This is a genomic window from Vibrio sp. 10N.261.45.E2, from assembly GCF_002875705.1.
Lineage (GTDB): Bacteria > Pseudomonadota > Gammaproteobacteria > Enterobacterales > Vibrionaceae > Vibrio.
In genome coordinates this window covers 1-20,627 of sequence record NZ_MCZZ01000089.1, presented here as the reverse complement: position 1 = coordinate 20,627, position 20,627 = coordinate 1, and the positions used below count along the sequence as shown (strand labels likewise).

Genomic DNA, 20,627 nt, shown 5'->3' with positions numbered 1-20,627 from the left:
TATGGATCAAGTCACTACCGCTCACGAATACATAGAGCATCATTTAACCTTCTTAACTACAGGCGATGGTTTCTGGGCGTTCAACATTGACTCAATGTTGATATCTTGGATTACAGGTTTACTGTTCATTGGTGCGTTTCGATATGTGGTAACTCGCGGCACTAGCGGTGTTCCAGGTCGTTTTCAATGCTTTATCGAGCTTATTTTTGATTTCGTTAACAACCTAGTCAAAGAGATTTTTCAAGCGGAGGATAAATTAATAGGGCCACTGGCATTAACCACTTTTGTTTGGGTGTTGTTAATGAATGCAGTTGACCTATTACCTATAGATTTAATACCGGGGTTAACCCGTGTAATGGGTTTAGGACACTTTAGGGACCTACCGACAGCGGACGTAAACATCCCTATGTCGATGGCACTTGGTGTGTTTATTCTACTGTTAACTTATACGTTTAAAAATAAAGGTTTGAAAGGCTTTATCAAAGAGCTAACTACTCAGCCATTTGATAACCCTCTTTTATATCCTGTTAACTTAGTTCTTGAATTAATAACATTAATTTCAAAGCCAATATCACTAGGCTTACGATTATTCGGAAACATGTATGCAGGCGAGATGATATTCATCCTTATCGCACTAATGCCTTGGTGGATGCAATGGGCACTAAGTGTTCCATGGGCCTTATTCCACATATTAATCGTATTCTTACAAGCATTTATATTTATGGTACTGACCGTTGTTTATTTAGCAATGGCAACAGAAGAACACCACTAATTAATAATTAAAAAATTAACTAACACATTATTTATCGGAGATACAAATGGATATCGTAAGCGCAGTTTTATATGTAGCGGGTGCATTACTGATCGGTTTAGGTGCGGCGGGTGCAGCATCTGGTATTGGTAACTTAGCAGGTAAATACCTTGAAGGTGTTGCGCGTCAACCAGATCTTACTCCAATGCTTCGTACTCAATTCTTCATCATGATGGGTCTTGTGGATGCTGTACCGATGATCGGTGTTGGTATCGGTTTATACATCATCTTCGCTGTGGCTTAACAAACAGCTTTAAAAAGATCGATTTATACATAATCAAGATTTAGTGAGGAAGGTATGAACTTAAATGCAAGCATGTTTGGACAAGCAATCTCATTCGTGATTTTTGTTTGGCTCTGCATGAAATATGTATGGCCCCCTCTCACCGCGATGTTAGACGAGCGCCAAAAAGAAATCGCTGATGGTTTACGCCACTCAGAGAACGCTGCGAAAGAGCTAGAACTAGCAAAATCAAATGGCGCGCAACTCATCGAAGATGCAAGAAAAGATGTGACTGAACTGATTGAACAAGGCAGAAAACGCCGCAATGAAATCATCAGCTTAGCGCAACAAGAAGCCGAGCAAGAAAAGGCACGCATCTTAGAACAAGGTAGAGCTGAGCTAGAAGGCGAACGTCAAAAGATCCGCCGTGAACTTCAGGCGGATATGGCAGACGCAGTGATTCAAAGTGCACAGAAATTGATTAGCAAAAACCTAGATTCCGCAACGAACCGAGCGCTAGTTGACCAAATGATTAGCGAACTCTAAGGAGCAGCAATATGTCCGATTACACCAATATTGCTCATCCCTACGCCAAAGCATCGTTTGAATTTGCTTTAGGTAAAAACCAGTTACAAGAGTGGCAATCAATGCTGTCCATTCTTGTGACTGTCGCGGAAGAAGAAACGATCGCTAGTCAGATATCTTCAGCAGAAGGTGCTTCTGCACAACAAACAGAAGAGCTGGTTAATCTCATCATTCACATTTGCCAAGGACTCGTTGATGACCACGTCATTAATCTTATTCGCGTCTTGGCCGAGAACGGCCGCCTTTCTGTTTTAAGAGACCTGTTTGAATTGTTCTGCGAGCTAAAGGACGAACATGAACGTGTAGTGCCGGTCACTGTCACCAGTTCAGAAATGCTGACACAAGATCAAGTTACGTCATTAACAGCTGCACTTGAGAAGAAATTAGAGCGTCAGGTTGAAATGAAGCAGGTTATTGATGACACGTTAGTGGGTGGAATGGTCATCAAGGCGGGTGAAACCGTTATCGATGGTTCTTTAAACACATCAATTGACCGATTGGCTCATCAACTTCACGCGAGATAGGTAACAATTATGCAATTAAATTCAAATGAAATCAGCGATCTAATCAAAGAACGCATCTCGAAATTTAATGTGAGCACCGAGGCTCGCAACGAAGGCACCATCGTATCAGTCCGTGATGGCATCATCACAATCAATGGCCTTGCTGATGTGATGCAAGGCGAGATGATTGAGCTACCAGGTGGTAAATACGCTCTCGCGCTTAACCTAGACACGCACTCAGTAGGCGCGGTAGTTATGGGCCCCTACACTGACCTATCTGAAGGCATGAAAGTGAAAGGCACAGGCCGTATCTTGGAAGTGCCTGTAGGCAACGGTCTTCTAGGTCGTGTCGTGAACACACTAGGCGAGCCAATTGATGGCAAAGGTCCAGTAAGCTGTGACCGACTCGACCCTGTAGAAGTGATTGCACCCGGTGTAATCGAACGTAAGTCTGTTGATCAACCTATTCAAACTGGCTACAAAGCGGTTGATACCATGGTGCCAATCGGTCGTGGTCAACGTGAGCTTATCATCGGTGACCGTCAAACAGGTAAAACAGCGCTCGCTATCGATGCAATCATCAATCAGAAAGATTCTGGCATCAAATGTGTGTATGTCGCGATTGGCCAGAAAGCATCTACTATCGCAAACGTTGTTCGTAAACTCGAAGACCACGATGCACTAAAAAACACCATCGTAGTTGTGGCATCAGCATCAGAGTCTGCAGCACTTCAATACCTAGCGCCTTATGCGGGTTGCACCATGGGTGAATACTTCCGTGACCGCGGTGAAGATGCCCTGATCATCTATGATGACCTATCAAAACAAGCGGTTGCTTACCGTCAAATTTCATTGCTACTTAAACGTCCACCGGGTCGTGAAGCCTTCCCTGGCGACGTATTTTACCTTCACTCACGCCTTCTAGAACGTGCAGCAAGAGTGAATGCAGAGTATGTAGAGAAGTTCACTAACGGTGAAGTTAAAGGCCAAACTGGCTCATTAACAGCGCTTCCTATCATCGAAACTCAAGCGGGTGACGTGTCGGCGTTTGTACCAACGAACGTAATCTCAATCACCGATGGTCAGGTTTTCCTTCAAACCCAACTGTTTAACTCAGGCTTACGTCCTGCAGTTGACCCAGGTATCTCGGTATCTCGTGTGGGTGGTGCGGCGCAATGCAAAATCATCAAGAAGCTGTCTGGTGGTATCCGTACCTCATTAGCTCAATACCGCGAGCTAGCAGCATTTGCTCAGTTCTCTTCTGACCTAGATGAGATGACGCGTAAACAGCTAGACCATGGTGAGCGTGTTACCGAATTGATGAAGCAAAAACAGTACTCTCCTATGTCAGTCGCAGAGCAAGCAACGGTTATTTACGCAGCAGAGAAAGGCTACTTGGTCGGTGTTGAACTGAGCAACATTGCCCGTTTTGAAGAAGAGCTGATCGCTTACGCCAAAGGTCAAAACCCAGCATTGTTTGACAAAATTAACGCGACAGGCGATTACAACGACAAAATCGACGGTGCTCTTAAAGAGATCTTAGAAGGCTTTGTCGCGCTGAAGGCTTGGTAAACGCTCCGGTTTGTTAGCTGGAAATCAAAACAAATAGGAGCAGATTATGGCAAGTACTAAAGAAATTCGCACCAAGATAGCCAGTGTTAGTAACACTCAGAAAATCACCAGTGCAATGGAAATGGTTGCAGCAAGTAAGATGCGCAAGGTTCAAGACAACATGACGCTCACACGGCCCTATGCCGAGAACATGCGTAAAGTTATCTCTCATGTTGCATCGGGTTCACTGGAATACCAGCACCCTTACCTGCAACAGCGAGAACCTAAGCGTGTCGCTTACATCATTATCTCGTCCGATCGCGGCTTGTGTGGTGGCTTGAACTCAAACTTGTTCAAGAAAGTGTTAGAAGAAATGGAGCAATGGCGCACCAAGGGAGTCGAGGTAGATACAACCTTAGTGGGATCTAAGGCTATCTCGTTCTTCCAACGCGGCGGCAACGTTATTGCACAAACGTCAGGTCTTGGCGATACCCCTAAGTTAGAAGACATCTTAGGTACGGTGAACGCGATGCTCGGGCATTACGACGAAGGTAAAATCGATAGCTTGTATCTCGTTTACAACCAGTTCGTCAACACCATGGTCCAAGCACCAACGACCTTACAGTTGCTCCCCCACCCTTCAGATACTGAGGAAAGTGGTGAGCCTAAAAAAGCACGTCGTTGGGACTACATCTATGAGCAAGCACCCAAAGACATACTCTCAGAACTGTTACATCGATACATCGAATCACAAGTGTATCAAGGCATCGTAGAGAGCATTGCCTGTGAGCAAGCAGCCCGAATGGTCGCTATGAAAGCGGCGACGGATAACGCAGGCCAACTCATTGATGATTTGCAGTTGGTGTACAACAAGGCGCGTCAGGCTGCCATTACCCAAGAACTGAGTGAAATAGTCTCAGGTGCTCAAGCTGTCTAAGGGCAGACAAGAGTGGGTTAAGAACAGAATTTGAGGATTTAAGAATGAGTGTTGGAAAAATAGTTAAAGTAATCGGTGCGGTGGTTGACGTCGAGTTCAGCGGCGGCAACAGCCCACGCGTTTATGATGCACTAAAAGTGACTAGCGACGAAGCAAGCTCGTTAGTATTGGAAGTACAGCAACAGTTGGGTAGCAATATCGTTCGTTGTATCGCAATGGGTACTTCAGATGGCTTGCGTCGCGGTCTAACGGTTGAAAACACAGGCTCTCCAATCACAGTACCTGTGGGAGAAGAAACACTAGGCCGTATCATGAACGTGCTTGGTCAGCCTATCGATGAGTGTGGTGAAATCGGTCAGAAAGAAAACTACGAAATTCACCGTGAAGCACCTTCTTATGAAGAACAAGCAAACAGCACCGAGCTTTTAGAGACAGGTGTTAAGGTTATCGACCTTATCTGCCCGTTCGCTAAGGGTGGTAAAATTGGTCTGTTCGGTGGTGCTGGCGTAGGTAAGACCGTGAACATGATGGAGCTTATCAACAACATCGCTAAAGCTCACTCAGGTCTTTCTGTATTTACCGGTGTAGGTGAGCGTACTCGTGAGGGTAACGATTTCTACTACGAGATGAAAGAAGCTGGCGTTTTAGACAAAGTAGCCATGGTTTACGGCCAAATGAACGAGCCACCAGGAAACCGTCTACGTGTTGCACTAACTGGTCTTACTATGGCTGAGCGTTTCCGTGATGAAGGTCGTGACGTACTGTTGTTCATTGATAACATTTACCGTTACACACTTGCAGGGACCGAGGTATCAGCACTGTTAGGCCGTATGCCTTCAGCGGTAGGTTACCAACCAACACTAGCTGAAGAGATGGGTGTGCTTCAAGAGCGTATCACTTCAACTAGACAAGGTTCTATCACATCTATCCAAGCAGTATACGTACCTGCGGATGACTTGACCGATCCATCACCAGCGACAACTTTTGCTCACTTAGATGCGACCGTTGTACTGTCTCGTAATATTGCGGCATTGGGCCTCTACCCTGCGATTGATCCATTGGATTCAACCTCTCGCCAATTAGACCCGCTTGTGGTTGGTCAAGAGCACTACGACATTGCACAAACAGTACAAACAACGCTGCAACGCTACAAAGAGCTAAAAGACATCATTGCGATTCTTGGTATGGATGAGCTGTCGACTGAAGACAAACAGACCGTATCTCGTGCTCGTAAGATTGAACGTTTCTTAACTCAGCCTTACCACGTAGCTGAAGTGTTTACCGGCCAAAAAGGTGTCTTTGTGCCACTAAGCGAAACACTAAGAGGCTTCAAAGGTCTGTTAAGCGGTGAATATGACGATATCCCAGAGCAAGCATTCTTGTACTGTGGCTCTATCGACGAAGTGCTTGAAAAAGCAAAATCACTTTAAGAGGTAGGTGGATTATGGCTATCGGAATGACAGACAATACATTTCAACTGAATATTGTAAGTGCAGAAGGTACGCTGTTTTCAGGTCCAGCATATGCCCTAGCCGTTTCTGGCACTGACGGTTAACTGGGGATCCGCCCCGGTCACTCACCACTTCTCAGTAAAATAAAGCCGGGCGTAACGGTGTTTGTCACAGACCCTAAATCAGAAGGCCAAGTACTGTATGTCTCTGGTGGGATGCTGGAAGTTCAGCCGGATGTTGTTACGTTATTAGCCGACACGGCCTTGCATGGTAAAGACATTGACCGCGCTCGCGCAGAAGAAGCGAAATATGCAGCCCTAGAGAACATCAACAAGGGCAACATAGACATTAACTTTGCACAGGCTCAGCTTGAATTGGCGAAAGCCGTTGCTCAGTTACGTGCATCAGAACTGACGTCTTCTCGCACTAGACACTGAGAACTGAACGTCGATATGTAAATAGTCTACCCACTTAAATATGATTTAAGTGGGTAGACTACATTAAGGTCACTTCAGTCGAATAAGCCCTTCCAAGTAAGCATCTTCTAACATTCATATCCCCTACTTCACCGCCCGCGATATCAACCTAATCTTACTGACTCTAACCAGCTACGAATATGCTGCGCAACGATCTTAGGTTGCTCCATTGTCGATAAGTGTCCACAGTCAGGGATGACATGAAGTGATACCTGCTTGATGTGTTTTGCCATTAACAGGTGATTATCGATTGGACATAGCAGGTCATCTTTCCCGGTAATGATCAATGTTGGAACCTGAATATCGGCCAGTAGTGGTCTTGCATCAGGACGACTCGCCAATGCTTGAGCGTGAGCCTCAAACCTTTCAAGGCCAATATTGTTCGCCATTTGCGTGATTCTTTGAGTCAGCTCTTGATTTGCTAACTGATTCGGATGAATAAGCACTGGCATTAAAATATCAGGCGTTATTGACTCAAACTCCCCTGCTTTGGCTTTATCGACTAAAGCGTTTCTTTTCTCCGACACCTCTGGCTTTTCATCTGCAGAATTGGTGTCCATTAAGATCAAGCCTTTCACTCGCTCAGGAGCTTGCCTAAAGACTTCAAACGCAAGAATGCCGCCCATAGATAAACCGCCAAGCACGAAACTTTCCGGGGCGCTATCGAGCACCTTACTCGCTAAAGCTTGCATGGATGTGTCGGCTCCCAAGTCACAAGTAAAAGGAACCACCCAATCGGGCAGCTCTTTATTGACGTCTTGAAACAACGCTTCATCACATAACAAACCAGGTAACCATAGCAGTGGTACTTCTGGTTTCATCATTAGTTGCCCTGCAGTGTTTGTGGTTGGTCAGAACCCAATACCACGTAGGTGAAGCTCGTGCCTCTTAGGTTCTCAAGGCTGTACGATGCACCTGCTGGTACACTAAATACGTCGCCAGTCGTCAACACGAGTTGAGCTTGTTCGCCATCTTTCACTAGGTTAAGCAAGGTATCGCCTTCAAAGTTAATCAACACCTGCTTTTCGTCACGTTGGTGAACAGGAATGCTCGCACCTTCCGTTAACTCGTACGCCATGATACTCACGTCATCAACACTCTTAACTTGGAAGTCATAGCTCGCAGATGGGTGACCCGTTAATGCAAACTGTTTAACGCCAGCCTTATCAAAATCACCAGAGATTTCTCGGTAATCCTTTTTCAATGCTACGAAAGGCATCATCTGCTCAGCCGTGTAGGTATCGAACTTGCTCAGCTCTTCTTCCGATAACAGCGGCATCAGATCAGATTGATTTGGCACTGTATCACCGTCAATTGTATCAACCAATGTACCGTCTGCTTTTAGATATAAACCGTAGCCTTGGCTGTCTGTAATCACGCTTGGGTGCCAAACCACACCACCACCCGAGTTATCGCCACCTAACACAGAGTACATAAAGCCGTAATCACGCCCTACTACCTCAAAGCCACGGAACAGGTTGGTAGGAATAGAGATAACATCACCGTGCGACAATACCGCTTCGTGTTCACCTTCGTTACCCCAATAGAATCTAAACTGACCTTTAAAGACCACGAATAGCTCAGCAGTATGATGAGAGTGCAGAGAGTTCTTGATGCCCGGAGGCTGACCTGCTGCACCAATGTTAAAGCCTGCTGTTTCACGGATATGAACATGTTGACGGCTGCTTTCAGCCACACCAGCACCAATGATACAGAAGTTGTCTTTTAGGTCGCTTCCCGGTGTACGTGCATCAATGAAAGCACTTGTGCCTGGAATAAGCTCCATGTAACGAACGAGATTGTTATTGATTGTATTTTGTAGGGTCATTCTAAATTCCTTCTTACCTAACCTAGCGGTCTTCCACCATCGACAGCGATGGTGTTACCGGTTGAAAATGTCAGTAGCTCTGCGGCTGCATAAACGGCGTTGGCAACCTCTTCGTCACTCGCTAATCGTTTCAGCGGTGTCGATTGCTCTTGTGCATTGCGCCATTCATCATCTAACCCTTTTACAAATTCGGTATCCACTAAGCCAGGGGCAACAGCAAGCACTCGAATATCTGGAGATAAAGCACGCCCTAATGAACGTGTCATGTTTTCAACCGCCGACTTGCTCGCACAATACGCCACGTTACTGCCCATTGCCGTTTGCGCTGCAATCGAGGTGATGTTCACTACGCAACCCTTAGCGCTGCGAAGTAAAGGTTCAAACGCACGAACCATCGCAAATGGAGCGCGAACGTTTACGCGGAAAATCTTGTCTATCAACTCATCATTCAATGATGCTAAATCGTTGTGCGCGACAAACTTTGTCATACCTGCACAGTTCACTAGCAAATCTAACGAGTCCGACGACTCTTTAACTTGGTCCGCTAATGCGCCAATCGCAGAACTGTCTTCAACATTCAGTTGATACATGGCATGACCTGAACCCTGCAAGCAGTCCAAGATCTGTTGTGCCGCAACCTCATTACTGTTGTAGGTAAAGACAACACGATAGCCAGATTGCGCTAATTTGTGACATATGGCGGCACCGATGCCGCCACTGCCGCCTGTAACTAAGGCGAGTTTTGTCATGTTATGCCTCTACCGATTTTTCTTTGTAGCGACGTACACGAATGTCTGCTTGCTCTTTGTGACCAGCGAAACCTTCTAGTGCACATAGACGTGAACAGTACTCACCGACTTTTAGTGAAGCCGCTTCAGTTACGCGCTGGTAAGTACATGTTTTAATGAATTTACCAACCCATAGACCGCCGGTGTAACGCGCAGCTTTGTTTGTTGGCAGTGTATGGTTAGTACCGATACACTTATCACCGTAAGAAACGTTTGTCTCACGACCTAAGAACAACGCACCGTAGTTAGTCATGTTATCTAGGAAGTACTTAGGATCTTTTGTCATTACTTGTACGTGTTCAGAAGCAATATCATCTGCCACTTCAACCATCTCTTCGTAGCTATCACACACAATAACTTGACCGTAGTTTTCCCAAGCCTTACCTGCCACTTCAGCAGTAGGAAGAATCGTTAGCTGACGCTCAATCTCTTTTACTGTCTTTTCTGCAAAAGTTTCGCTATTGGTTAACAGTACTGCTGGAGAGTTGTATCCGTGCTCAGCTTGACCAAGTAAGTCTGCAGCCGCTAATTCAGGGTCACATCCCTCTTCGTCCGCAATCACAAGCGTCTCTGTTGGGCCAGCAAACAAGTCGATACCAACACGACCAAACAGCTGACGTTTAGCCTCTGCAACAAATGCGTTACCAGGGCCAACGATCATATCGACTGGAGCAATCGTTTCAGTACCAAGAGCCATTGCACCTACCGCTTGTACGCCACCAAAACAGTAAATCTCATCTGCACCAGCCATCGCCATTGCCGCAACAATCGCCACATTTGGTTGACCGTTAAAAGGAGGTGCACATGCAATCACACGCTTCACGCCTGCCACTTTCGCAGTAAGAACACTCATGTGCGCTGATGCAACCAGTGGGTACTTACCACCTGGGATGTAACAACCAACACTGTTTACTGGCACGTTTTTGTGGCCTAGTACAACACCTGGCATGGTCTCTACTTCTACATCATGCATTGAGTCACGTTGGATCTGAGCGAAGTTGCGAACCTGTGTTTGTGCAAATTCAATGTCGTGCTTAGTAGATTCGTCCAATGCGTCCACACAAGCCTGAATTTGATCATCTGTTAAGCGAAACTGCTCCGGAGACCAGTTATCAAATTTTTCTGAAAGCTCACGTACTGCACTGTCACCTTTCTTTTCGATGTCAGAAAGAATGTTCTCAACCGTTTGACGTACTTGCGCGTTGTTTGATGCTGATGCTTCTTCAGTGATGCCGTGTTTTAGAATGCGAGCCATGCTTAATTCTCCTTGTGGCGTATGCCTAGTGTTTGCTTATGTGTAGTTTTAACAGAGTTTATTTTTGTTTTTGTATGCTTTTGGATACGAATGCAAAACAAACATAAACATTTTTTTAACACTTGGCAAATTCATTCCTCAGCTTAGAAAATTAAACTCAAGCTATTGTTTTAAATAATAAAACCATTCAAAAGCGGTTAGTCACGATGCCAGCTGGATTAAAATTCAGTTAATTTATGTTGCATTGATCACATTGTTTTTACTCTTTTTTTACAACGACACATGTTAAGTTTTGCATACCTTTGCAAAATCAAGCGAAAAGTAATGGAGAATAAAAACTAATGAATAACTTTAAGAACACACTAAGCAACACCGAACTGCTTGGAACCTTTGTCAAAACCCCTCATCCGCACATCATTGAAGTGCTTGCGTTGGCAGAACTCCCTTTCGTTGTGCTAGATGCGGAACACGCCCCTTTTGATCGATCGACACTGGATAGCTGTACTCTTGCGGCGCGCGCTAATCAGCTCCCTTGCATAGTTCGAGTTCAAGATAGCCAGCCATCGACCATTTTGAATGCGTTAGATTGCGGAGCGACAGGAATCCAGATCCCACACGTATGCAGTGCTGAGCAAGCAGAAAAGTTAGTGAAGATGTCTCATTATGGTGAAGGTGGTCGAGGCTATGCAGGCTCAAGCCGCGCGGCAAAATACGCAACCAAACCGATGGCCAACCACCTAAAAGACAGCCAGAACAACACGGTTGTGATTGCTCAGATTGAAGATCCAGAGGGTGTGGTAAATGCAGAGTCGATAGCGAAGGTTGAAGGCATCGATGCACTCTTTATCGGTCAAGTTGATTTGGCGGTATCTTACGGTGCATCAAATGTAAATGAAGAGTGTGTGCGCGAAGCAAGTATCAAAGTCATTGAAGCAGCACAGAAAGCCAAAAAACCTGTCGGTATGTTCGTTGCCAATGCCCAAGCAGCGCGTCACTGGAAAGAGCTCGGCGTTAGCTTCTTTTGCGTCGGTTCTGAACACAAAATGATCATTGATGGCTTTCGAAATGAGCAAGCCGTCATGAATTCATAATTTTTGTTTGTGATTTCAACGGTTACACGTATTGTAATTATCAAACCAGACTCATTAAATGTGTCATTGCGCTTGGATTTATCGCGTTATAAGGAGATTCACCATAAAAGCGAAAGTTACTTCTATTGATGTCGCCAAAATGCTCGGCGTATCTCAATCAACCGTTTCTCGGGCATTTAGCCCTACTGCAAGTATCAGTGAGAAGAAACGAAAAATGGTGATGGATGCAGCAACTAAGCTTGGCTATACGCCAAATGCGATCGCTCGCAGCCTTATTTCCAATCGTTCAGGACTGGTCGCGATCGCACTTGATAGCGAATCAAACCCAATGTACGACTTGCAATCTCGTGCTCTGGCGATGGAAATTCAAAAGCGTGGCGGTCAAGTCGTGCTTTGCCCTATCGACAAAGACGACTTAGACCTTGCGATTTCAAGAGCCATTGAATACCAAGTTGATGGCTTGATCATAGCCACCAGCCGTCTCACCTCTCGTGCGTTCGCACAGTGTGAAAAGTTTGGTGTTCACTTAAGCCTCATCAACCGCTATACAGAAAGCATTAATGCGAACAGTGCAGGCTTAGATAACCAACAAGCAGGCACACAAGCGGCCGACTACTTGCTTGATAAGGGTTACAAACAGCTGGCTTACGTGAGTGGTGACGCAGGCTCAATGACCAGTGATAAACGTTGGTCTGGCTTTTCTGAAACAGCCAAAATGCGTGAAGCGGCTTCACCTATCTACATAAACGCTAAATACAGTTTCGAAGCTGGGTTAGAAGCTGCCAAAGAGTTAATGGAACACACCTCAAAGCCTGACGCCGTGTTCTGTGCCAATGATATCTTAGCTATGGGCGTTATGGATGGCTTAAGAAAGCTCGGATGCCGTATCCCTCAAGACTTTGCTGTGATGGGAGTGGATGATATCCCAATGGCTGCTTGGCCAAGCTATGACCTCACTACCATCGCTCAACCTATCGATAAAATCGTAAAAAGTGCCGTCGAAGACTTAATGCAACGGATAAACGACAACGTAGATGCTAAAGGTGAATACCTACTCGAATCCGGCACCATTATAGAACGAGGGAGTACAGCTAAAATCTCTTAAGCTGCTTTCTCCTCTTTCACAAGTTTGCTGTAAACCTGCCATCTAACTCCGCCAATTTTAGACTAAAAGCCCTAATTTCACATTGGGGCTTTTTTCTGTGATCTCGCCTAGAAATTCACCGATTCACATAAACTTCATTATCAAATCGCCCTAATTGTTATTGACTTGTTAGCTCTGTGTTTATATTTTGGGTTCGTATGCAAAATTAGGATATGAAGTGCGGATAAATAACCCACTGAACAACATGGCTCAAATGAATGCACATAAAAGCCATGTGATGAACAAGGAAGAACAATGAAACGCGCAATCTTTACCTCGATTACTGCCCTCGGCTTAACGCTATCTAGCATGAATACCTTTGCAAGCAATGTGATTCGTCTTGCTCACGATAGCCAAGAAACATCACCGGTTCACAAAGCAATGCTTCATTTTGAAAAAGAGCTTGAAGCTCGTTCAAATCGAGAGCTTGAAGTGGAGATCTACCCAGCAAGACAACTGGGTGATGTTCGTGAAACCACAGAGCTCGTTCAACAAGGCAACTTACAGATGACATTCGGTGCCTCTGTATTGCTATCACCATACGTACCTGAGTTCAACGTGCTTGATGTTTTTTACCTTTTTGAAGATGAAGAACAAGCTCATAAAGCGTTAGACAGCGATAAGATCGGCAAACCACTGTTAACGTCAATGGAATCAAAGGGCTTTCATGGCTTAGGCTTTATGGAAGTTGGCTTCCGTAGCATCACCAACAACAAGCAACCAATTGAAAATATTGAAGACTTGAATAGCTTAAAGATTCGTTCAGCGTCTAACCCAACACAAATCAGTGCTTGGAAATCGGTAGGTACAGCGCCTACACCACTCTCTTGGGGTGAGATCTTCACTTCACTACAACAAGGCTTAATCAATTCACAAGAAAGTGCAGTTTACTCAATTTACGCCGAGCGTTTTTATGAAGCACAAGAGTACTTATCGCTAACCAACCATATTTACACGAACTACGTGCTATTCATGAACAAGGAGTTCTGGGACGCTCTACCAAGCGATCAACAGGCTCTAATCAATGAAGTAAGCCAAGAAACCATCGCGGTCCAGCGTGATCTGGCGGCGAAACAGAACCAAGAAGTCATCAAAGAACTTGAGGCGAAAGGCATGACAGTAAACGTAGTGCCTACTGACGTACGTGCTCAGATGAAAGAAAAAATGAATGCCGCGGTTTACCAAGAACTGCGTAGCAAAACCGGTGAAGAACTCTTCGACAGTGTGATCACAGAAATAGAGCAACTCTAATTCACCTATCACGACTGTTAGCCCTTCATGGGTGCCCGTTATTGACTCAGGCTTTGAGGCTTCACCTTAGGGTCAAGCTTTAAGGCTGAGATGCTGTTCATTCATTGGCATTCACTGCCCTTTTCAACACTCTTTGGAGTTACGTATGAAATGGTTTCGCCTGTTCGACCGATACTTCGAACCAACACTGATCGTACTTTCTATCTCGTTGATGACCGCGCTACTCTGTTTACAGATAGCATTGCGCCTATTCGACGCTTCAATTGCTTGGGCAGAAGAACTTGCCCGCTACCTTTTCGTTTGGGCGATGTACTTAAGCATCAGCTACTGTATTCGTGATGATCGACATATTCGCATTCGCCTATTCATCGACAAACTACCTGGTAATCTAACTCACTACACTTTGATCCTTTCTGATCTTATCTACCTTGCCTTCAGCTGCACCGTAGCGTGGTTTGGTTTCAAAGTGATTGGTCGAAGTTTGAAACTGGGCCAAATCGCTCCAGCAATGGAAATCCCAATTGCATGCCTATACGCCTCTGTACTTGTTTGTGCCGTACTCAGTGCAATTCGCCTTGTCGTTAGCATCAATAAGCGCATTTCAATTATTGCTTACTCGCCAAAGCCTGTTCGACTAACGCAGCATCGTTACCGTCACTTGAAAGCAAAACACCGCACATCTAATCGCTTGTTGGAGTTAAGCTTATGACCTCTGCATTGTTATTTGGCAGTTTCGGATTACTGCTTCTTATTGGCGTTCCCGTAGGTATCGCACTCGCAGGCGCCAGCATGCTGGCCATCTTGAGCCTGCCCTTTTTAAATATCGAATTTCTAGTACAGGGCTTAGTCACAGGCCTAGACTCTTTCCCTCTATTGGCCGTTGTACTCTTCACATTGGCTGGCAACCTAATGAGCCAAGGCGGTATATCAAAACGCCTTTTACATGTAGCTGAGGTCTTCTTTGGTCACTTCACTGGTGGCTTAGGGATTGTCGCTATCGTTGCATGTATGTTCTTTGCCTCCATCTCTGGTACAGGTTCAGCAACCGTTGCGGCTATTGGCTTAACAATGATTCCGTCTATGGTTAAGAAAGGCTACGACCGCAGCTTTGCAGGCGCCTTGATCGCCTCTTCTGGCGGTATCGGCGTGATCATTCCACCGTCTGTTGTGATGATCGTGTACGCCATTACTGCCGAAGTATCCGTCACCAAAATGTTTATGGCGGGTATCGTACCTGGGCTTGTAGTTGGTTTGGTCCTTATCGGTTACTGTTTGATCGTATCTAAAATCCGTGGCTACAAAGGTAACGACAAGAAAGCAACATGGCCTGAGAGACTGGCGGCACTTAAAGAAGCGATTTGGGCAATGCTATTACCCGTCATCATTCTTGGCGGCATCTACTCTGGTGTATTCACACCAACAGAATCAGCAGCGATTGGCGTGTTGTACGGCTTGTTTTTCGGCATGTTTGTTTACAAAGAGCTGGATTACAAAAAGGTCGTGAAGATCATTTTAGAATCTTCGCTATTGGTGGGTGCAGTGCTTGTGATTGTGGGCGCTTCAGTCACCTTTGGTCGAATCTTAACGCTTGAACGTCTGCCAACTGAAATCGCACAGTTCATTCTCTCTATTACGGAAAACAAACTGCTCATCTTGTTATGTATCACCGCATTGCTACTCATTGTTGGTACATTCATGGAGACATTAGCGGCGATTGTTATCTTAACTCCAATCTTGCTGCCCATCGTGACTGCATTAGGAATGGACCCGATTCATTTTGGTATCGTGATGATCGTCAACCTAGCCATCGGGTTTGTTACTCCCCCACTCGGCGCCAACCTATTTATGGCCAGCCAAGTAGGTAATGTGCCAATTGAGTCGCTATCTCGTGCGATTTTAGGCTGGATTGGTGCCATGCTCGTCGCTTTGATGATCATTACCTTTATCCCAGCGATATCACTGTATCTTCCAGAGTTATTGTCTTAAGCGCTCTCATGAACAAAGCCACTTGATATTCACCTTTGAGTGGCTTTTTCAATCCAACCATTCCCAAACTTATTGTTGCATGCGCATTCATCAATAGTTAAATAAATCCATACAAAAAATTAACAATTCAAGCAAGACCCCCTCGTATAAGAATCATTACTCTAAATTTCCTCTCGTCATAATTTCGATTTAATAGATCGTCATAAAGCATTCTCTGATTTAATACTCACTTCTTCATGAAAACTTAATACTGTATAAATACAATAACTTAAATAAAAACACACTAACTTAAAACACAATCAAGTCATTCATATACACTCGATGAATAGTGGACTTTTACTCAATTAGTTTTAAGAGGAACCTCTTTGGAGAGATGTTAAAAAACAGATCCAACCCACAATAAAGAAACATATGCAAAACACCTCATTGACACAGTGATAACAAAAGGCAATATTGGATACGTAACCAAAAATAATCCAATAACTAATTTTATGACGCATCAGGAGGTGATTAATGGCTATGGTTGGCTTTGATTCTAAATGGCAAGAGTTTCCAGACTACATATTAGGCATCACTAAAGAGATTTGGGAAAATCGAGGCCTAATTACCCTACATAACTATTACTCACCTGACATTATCGTCCGTACACCACTATCTATCACAAAGGGAAACGAACAGGTCATCAGCGCGACCATGGGCACACTAGCCGAGTTCCCAAACCGCACCTTATTGGGTGAAGATGTTATTTGGTCAGGGACTCCTGAACAAGGCATGCTGTCATCACATCGAATCATTTCAACAGCAACGCACACTAACGATGGCGTGTTTGGCAAAGCCACGAATAAAACACTTAAGTTTCGAATTATCGCTGACTGCCATGCCATCAATAACCAAATCAATGACGAGTGGATGATCCGAGACATCGCTGCGATTTCAAACCAACTCGGTATGACGTCAGAAGAGTACGCGCGTCAACAAATCGAAATAGAGGGTGGCGTTGAACAATGCTCATACCCTTTCACTCCCCAAGTCGATATACAAGGCCCTTACCTTGGCGTAGGTAACGACGATGAGTACGGTCAGCGTTATGAAGACATACTGCGCCGTGTAATGAGTGCTGAGTTCTCTGTAATACCAAAAGAGTATGACCGAGCTTGTATCGGTGAATACACGGGTGGTCAAACTGCGCTCTCTCATAATGAAATCGACCAGTTTTGGATGTCGTTGCGCTCTTCATTTCCAAACGCTGAGTTCAAAATTCACCACCGTATTGGTCGCAATGACGAAATGATGTCACCGCGTGCTGCGATTCGTTGGTCGTTACAAGGCAAGCATGAAGGCTACGGTATGTTTGGAAAGCCTACAGGAAAAGACGTTTACATCATGGGAATTAGCCATGCTGAATTTGGACCTTGGGGTCTACGCAGAGAGTTTACGCTACTTGATGAAAGTGCTGTCTGGAAACAGATTTTAATCCAAATCGGTTAACTATATAAGGAAGTATTATGTTGAACAGCTTGATAGACAATTTCTACAAAACCTATTTTAACGCTCACTCATCAGAAAGGACTCAAGTAGCCCAAGAGATGCTAAATGCTGACGTTAAATGGTGTGTCGCTCACCCGATTAACGACGTCTCTGGTGTCGATGCGACTGAGCAAGCGTTTCTATTACCGCTAGTAAACTCGCTACCTGATGTTGAACGACGCCCTTCAATCACTATGCAAGGTGAATACGAAGGCCGCACTTGGGTAAACTCTACGGGTTATTTTGTCGGCACATTTGCAAAGCCGTTATTTGGTATCCCAGCAACAGGTAAAACGCTGTATTTACGCTACACAGAAATGGTTTGCATCCAAGAGGGTCAAATTACGGAATCTTATTTAATCCCTGATTTTATTGACGCAATGAACCAAGCTGGCGTTAATCCGTTACGCAAGAGCTTAGGCCACGCTGGATTAGTCCCTGCCCCGGCAACTCAAGACGGAATACAGACAGGTAGCATCGCAGCACAAGAGAGTGAGAAAAGCCAAAAGCTAGTGCTAGATATGTTGGCTTGCTTAGGTCGATTTGATGGTAAACGTCTTGATTCAATGGATCTAGAAAACTACTGGCATGACGACTTTATGTGGTACGGACCTGCTGGTATTGGTACGACACGTGGTATCCAAGGTTTCCGCGACCACCATCAAGGGCCATTTGTATTTGCCTTCCCTGATCGAAGTGTCGATATTGAGCTCAATATTTTGTCCAAAAATGACTACGTATCCACGGGTGGTTGGCCACACATGCACGGTACACACACTGGCAGCAGCGGCTGGTTAGGGTTAGCACCGACAGGCAAGCACATTGAACTTCGCGTTATGGATATCTGGCGACGAAAAGGCGAACTACTCAAGGAGAACTGGGTCGCTATCGATATCGCACACATCTTAAAACAGCTTGGTTTCGATCTGTTTGGGCAAATGGAAGAACAATTAAAAGGACGTGAGCATGTATGAGTTTGGAGCATTAAACTGGACAATTCTTGGTACTTATATCGTCCTTACTTTAGTTATGGGGGCACTCGTTGGTAGACGTGTCACTTCCGCCAGCCAATTTGCATTAGGCGATAGAAATATTCCATGGTGGGCCATCGGTATTTCTGTTGTGTGTACCTATGTCAGTGCGATGTCTTTCTTGGGCGGGCCGGCTTGGTCTTACAAAGAAGGCTTGTCGGTGATCGCTATCCACCTAAACTACCCTTTGGTGATCTTCTTTATCGTTGCTGTGTTTATGCCGTTTTTCTACAACAACGGTCTCACTTCAATTTATGAATACCAAGAACGACGCTTTGGTAAAGCCTCGCGTATCACTCTGTCTTTGATTTTCTTAATTAAACAGGCGATAAGCTCAGCTGCGGTCTTATACGCGACCTCATTAATCCTCGAGTTCATTACCGGTATCGACGTTACTTACTGCATCGTCATTGTTACTGTTATCGCGCTGATCTATACCGTGATGGGGGGAATTGCCGCCGTTATTTGGACTGATGTCATTCAAGCTGTCATTCTGTTTCTTGGGGCATTCATCATCATCGAAGCCGTTTGGAATGGCATGCCACAACCAATGACTGAAGTGATGCAAAACCTTAAGTCAGAAGGCATGACCAATGCACTGCAAACCAATTTAGATTTAAGCCAAGTTACCACTGTATGGGCTGGCGTTATCGCAATGACAATGTTCCACACTACTGTGTATGGCGGCAACCAAATGATGGTTCAACGCTGTATGGCGGCTAAAAATATGGGTGATGCGAAAAAAGCGATGCTAATGATGGGTTACGTTGCTTTCTTCATCTACTTCGTATTCATTCTGTTAGGCGTATTATTTAACGCTTACTACGATGGTAAAGAGTTTGAGAATGGCAATACCATTATCCTGCACTATGCCAGCGAATATGGTATGCCCGGGCTGATGGGAATCATCGCGGCGGCGATTCTTGCAGCAAGTATGTCGAGCCTAGACTCCGCTTTTAACTCTATGGCTACCGTCTCTGTTACTGACTTCTATAAGCGCTTTTACAAGAAAAACGAATCAGAGGAACATTACCTCAAAGCATCGCGTTTCTTCACGGTTATGTGGGCGCTATGTATCATCATTCCAGCCTTCATGTTTGCAACCAGCACAGGCTCAGTTTTAGAAATATTGAGTAAAGCGGGTTCCTATTTTGTCGGTGCAAACTTCTGTATGTTCGTGCTTGGTTTCTACTCCAAACATATTACAGAAAAAGGACTATTAATTGGTGTCGCAGCAAGCTTCTTAGCAATCTGGTATGTAGCAGTAGCGACTGATATCGCTTGGCCTTGGTACTGTGTAATCGGTGTTTTCGTCAATGCGATTGTCGCCTATGCAGCAAGCTTGCTATTAACTGGCAAACAGACAGAAATGCACCTTTATACAGTCAAAGGGCAGCAAGCAGAGTATGCGCGTTTGAACAAGCCAATCAAAGAAGATGGTTGGTATGTTGTGCCGGGTAAAATCGATGCGCCTTGTTGGGGATTACTCGTCATGTTTGTGTTCTCACTCGTTCTACTTTGGGGGATTAACGAGTTCATAGAGAACGCACCTATGTTGATTAACTTTATCCGAGTCTGCTCTGTTATTGTTGCTGCATGCGTCATCGGTTATGTGATTTATTCATTCAAGCGCTCAAAGCAGTCAAATGAAGTAGAACAAGTCAGCTAAGGTTCTCCTCAAACTCAACCTAGCTACAACGAAAAAGGCTCACTATCACAGTGTAATGCCGTTCGGATAAGCATTATTGCTTGAACCTGAACGGATATTTGGCTGGGACAAAGAGGACTGAACGTGGAAACGTTCGGTCCTTCCTTTTATCTGGAAGAATGAAGTGACTCAAACTGTCTCTCATCCTTTTCAGTTTTACAGGTAGAGTTCCGTCTGGACTTAAAGCTAACCAACGTAATTGCGCATCAATAAGGTTAATTGCGGCGGTAAAACTGACCCTAGTCGCTCGAACCCCGGCTTCTGAAGCTATCTTAACCATCTCTAATCGCACTAAGTTATAGGCAAGTAATACGCCCCAAAGCTCTTGCTTCACACCGGCAGAAAAACGACTTCGTAAAGTGACGTGACTCTGCAGTTGAGTCTGTTTAATTTCACCATAACCCTCTTCAATCTCCCAGCGTTGCCAATAAACACGCAGCAGGCTTTCTAGCGAGTATTTGCTAGGGTCTGTAAGTGAAGT

Annotated in this window: 20 protein-coding genes and 1 pseudogene; 16 read left to right on the top strand and 5 right to left on the bottom strand. The window is 44.9% G+C overall.

The features are described 5' to 3' along the window. Position 1 precedes the first annotated feature (1 nt). The 8 genes and pseudogenes from atpB to BCT34_RS04600 all read left to right on the top strand — a co-directional run bounded on the left by atpB (position 2) and on the right by BCT34_RS04600 (position 6,498). Positions 2-772, top strand: coding sequence for a F0F1 ATP synthase subunit A (gene atpB / locus BCT34_RS04635; RefSeq protein ID WP_076657335.1), 771 nt, complete (start codon positions 2-4; stop codon positions 770-772). Positions 773-818: 46 nt separating this feature from the next. Beyond that, on the top strand, positions 819-1,055 hold the full coding sequence (atpE, locus tag BCT34_RS04630; RefSeq protein ID WP_004730405.1) for a F0F1 ATP synthase subunit C: 237 nt from the start codon (positions 819-821) through the stop codon (positions 1,053-1,055). 54 nt (positions 1,056-1,109) lie between these two features. Next, complete coding sequence (locus tag BCT34_RS04625) at positions 1,110-1,580, top strand: F0F1 ATP synthase subunit B (RefSeq protein ID WP_017068483.1); 471 nt, start codon at positions 1,110-1,112, stop codon at positions 1,578-1,580. An 11-nt stretch (positions 1,581-1,591) separates the two neighbouring features. After that, positions 1,592-2,143, top strand: coding sequence for a F0F1 ATP synthase subunit delta (locus BCT34_RS04620; protein WP_076657336.1), 552 nt, complete (start codon positions 1,592-1,594; stop codon positions 2,141-2,143). Between the two features lie 9 nt (positions 2,144-2,152). After that, a complete protein-coding gene (gene atpA / locus BCT34_RS04615; protein ID WP_076657337.1) occupies positions 2,153-3,694 on the top strand; it encodes a F0F1 ATP synthase subunit alpha in 1,542 nt (513 codons plus the stop codon). A gap of 46 nt (positions 3,695-3,740) precedes the next feature. After that, the gene (atpG, locus tag BCT34_RS04610) at positions 3,741-4,610 is read left to right on the top strand and encodes a F0F1 ATP synthase subunit gamma (protein WP_076657338.1); all 870 of its coding nucleotides are present in this window, start codon (positions 3,741-3,743) and stop codon (positions 4,608-4,610) included. A 44-nt stretch (positions 4,611-4,654) separates the two neighbouring features. Continuing rightward, positions 4,655-6,040: a F0F1 ATP synthase subunit beta gene (gene atpD / locus BCT34_RS04605; RefSeq protein ID WP_076657339.1), complete on the top strand. Its 1,386-nt coding sequence runs from the start codon at positions 4,655-4,657 to the stop codon at positions 6,038-6,040. A gap of 14 nt (positions 6,041-6,054) precedes the next feature. Next, positions 6,055-6,498 (top strand): annotated as a pseudogene (locus tag BCT34_RS04600) (F0F1 ATP synthase subunit epsilon). 143 nt (positions 6,499-6,641) lie between these two features. Here the strand turns inward: BCT34_RS04600 and BCT34_RS04595 are convergent. Genes BCT34_RS04595 through hisD form a run of 4 tightly spaced genes read right to left on the bottom strand, consistent with a single transcriptional unit; the run spans position 6,642 to position 10,408 of the window. Beyond that, on the bottom strand, positions 6,642-7,361 hold the full coding sequence (locus tag BCT34_RS04595) for an alpha/beta hydrolase (RefSeq protein ID WP_083702869.1): 720 nt from the start codon (positions 7,359-7,361) through the stop codon (positions 6,642-6,644). Then, on the bottom strand, positions 7,361-8,365 hold the full coding sequence (locus BCT34_RS04590) for a cupin domain-containing protein (protein ID WP_076657341.1): 1,005 nt from the start codon (positions 8,363-8,365) through the stop codon (positions 7,361-7,363). The genes BCT34_RS04595 and BCT34_RS04590 overlap by 1 nt, the downstream gene beginning before the upstream one ends. A 17-nt stretch (positions 8,366-8,382) precedes the next feature. After that, positions 8,383-9,114 (bottom strand): SDR family oxidoreductase, encoded by a 732-nt coding sequence (locus BCT34_RS04585; RefSeq protein ID WP_076657342.1) that lies wholly within the window; start codon positions 9,112-9,114, stop codon positions 8,383-8,385. A gap of 1 nt (position 9,115) precedes the next feature. Then, entirely contained in the window at positions 9,116-10,408 is a 1,293-nt protein-coding gene (gene hisD, locus BCT34_RS04580) for a histidinol dehydrogenase (RefSeq protein WP_076657343.1), read from the bottom strand. A 341-nt stretch (positions 10,409-10,749) separates the two neighbouring features. Between hisD and BCT34_RS04575 the strand changes: the two genes are divergently transcribed. The 8 genes from BCT34_RS04575 to BCT34_RS04540 all read left to right on the top strand — a co-directional run bounded on the left by BCT34_RS04575 (position 10,750) and on the right by BCT34_RS04540 (position 20,107). Then, positions 10,750-11,499, top strand: a complete 750-nt coding sequence (locus BCT34_RS04575) for an aldolase/citrate lyase family protein (protein WP_076657344.1) — start codon at positions 10,750-10,752, stop codon at positions 11,497-11,499. 139 nt (positions 11,500-11,638) lie between these two features. Beyond that, positions 11,639-12,604 carry a substrate-binding domain-containing protein gene (locus BCT34_RS04570; protein WP_076657345.1) on the top strand — a complete coding sequence of 322 codons (966 nt, stop codon included), beginning with the start codon at positions 11,639-11,641 and terminating at the stop codon, positions 12,602-12,604. Between the two features lie 294 nt (positions 12,605-12,898). After that, the gene (locus BCT34_RS04565; RefSeq protein ID WP_076657346.1) at positions 12,899-13,894 is read left to right on the top strand and encodes a TRAP transporter substrate-binding protein; all 996 of its coding nucleotides are present in this window, start codon (positions 12,899-12,901) and stop codon (positions 13,892-13,894) included. Positions 13,895-14,039: 145 nt separating this feature from the next. Continuing rightward, the gene (locus BCT34_RS04560) at positions 14,040-14,603 is read left to right on the top strand and encodes a TRAP transporter small permease (RefSeq protein ID WP_076657347.1); all 564 of its coding nucleotides are present in this window, start codon (positions 14,040-14,042) and stop codon (positions 14,601-14,603) included. Continuing rightward, on the top strand, positions 14,600-15,880 hold the full coding sequence (locus tag BCT34_RS04555) for a TRAP transporter large permease (protein ID WP_102300410.1): 1,281 nt from the start codon (positions 14,600-14,602) through the stop codon (positions 15,878-15,880). Before BCT34_RS04560 ends, BCT34_RS04555 begins: the two co-directional genes overlap by 4 nt. A gap of 513 nt (positions 15,881-16,393) precedes the next feature. Next, positions 16,394-17,368, top strand: a complete 975-nt coding sequence (locus BCT34_RS04550) for a polyketide cyclase (protein ID WP_076657349.1) — start codon at positions 16,394-16,396, stop codon at positions 17,366-17,368. A 17-nt stretch (positions 17,369-17,385) separates the two neighbouring features. Continuing rightward, positions 17,386-18,381 (top strand): ester cyclase, encoded by a 996-nt coding sequence (locus BCT34_RS04545; protein ID WP_076657350.1) that lies wholly within the window; start codon positions 17,386-17,388, stop codon positions 18,379-18,381. Continuing rightward, positions 18,374-20,107 (top strand): sodium/solute symporter, encoded by a 1,734-nt coding sequence (locus BCT34_RS04540; protein ID WP_076657351.1) that lies wholly within the window; start codon positions 18,374-18,376, stop codon positions 20,105-20,107. The genes BCT34_RS04545 and BCT34_RS04540 overlap by 8 nt, the downstream gene beginning before the upstream one ends. 73 nt (positions 20,108-20,180) lie before the next feature. Here BCT34_RS04540 and BCT34_RS04535 read toward each other — a convergent pair. After that, positions 20,181-20,627 (bottom strand): transposase (locus BCT34_RS04535; protein WP_157936596.1); only part of this gene is annotated, 447 nt, incomplete at its 5' end.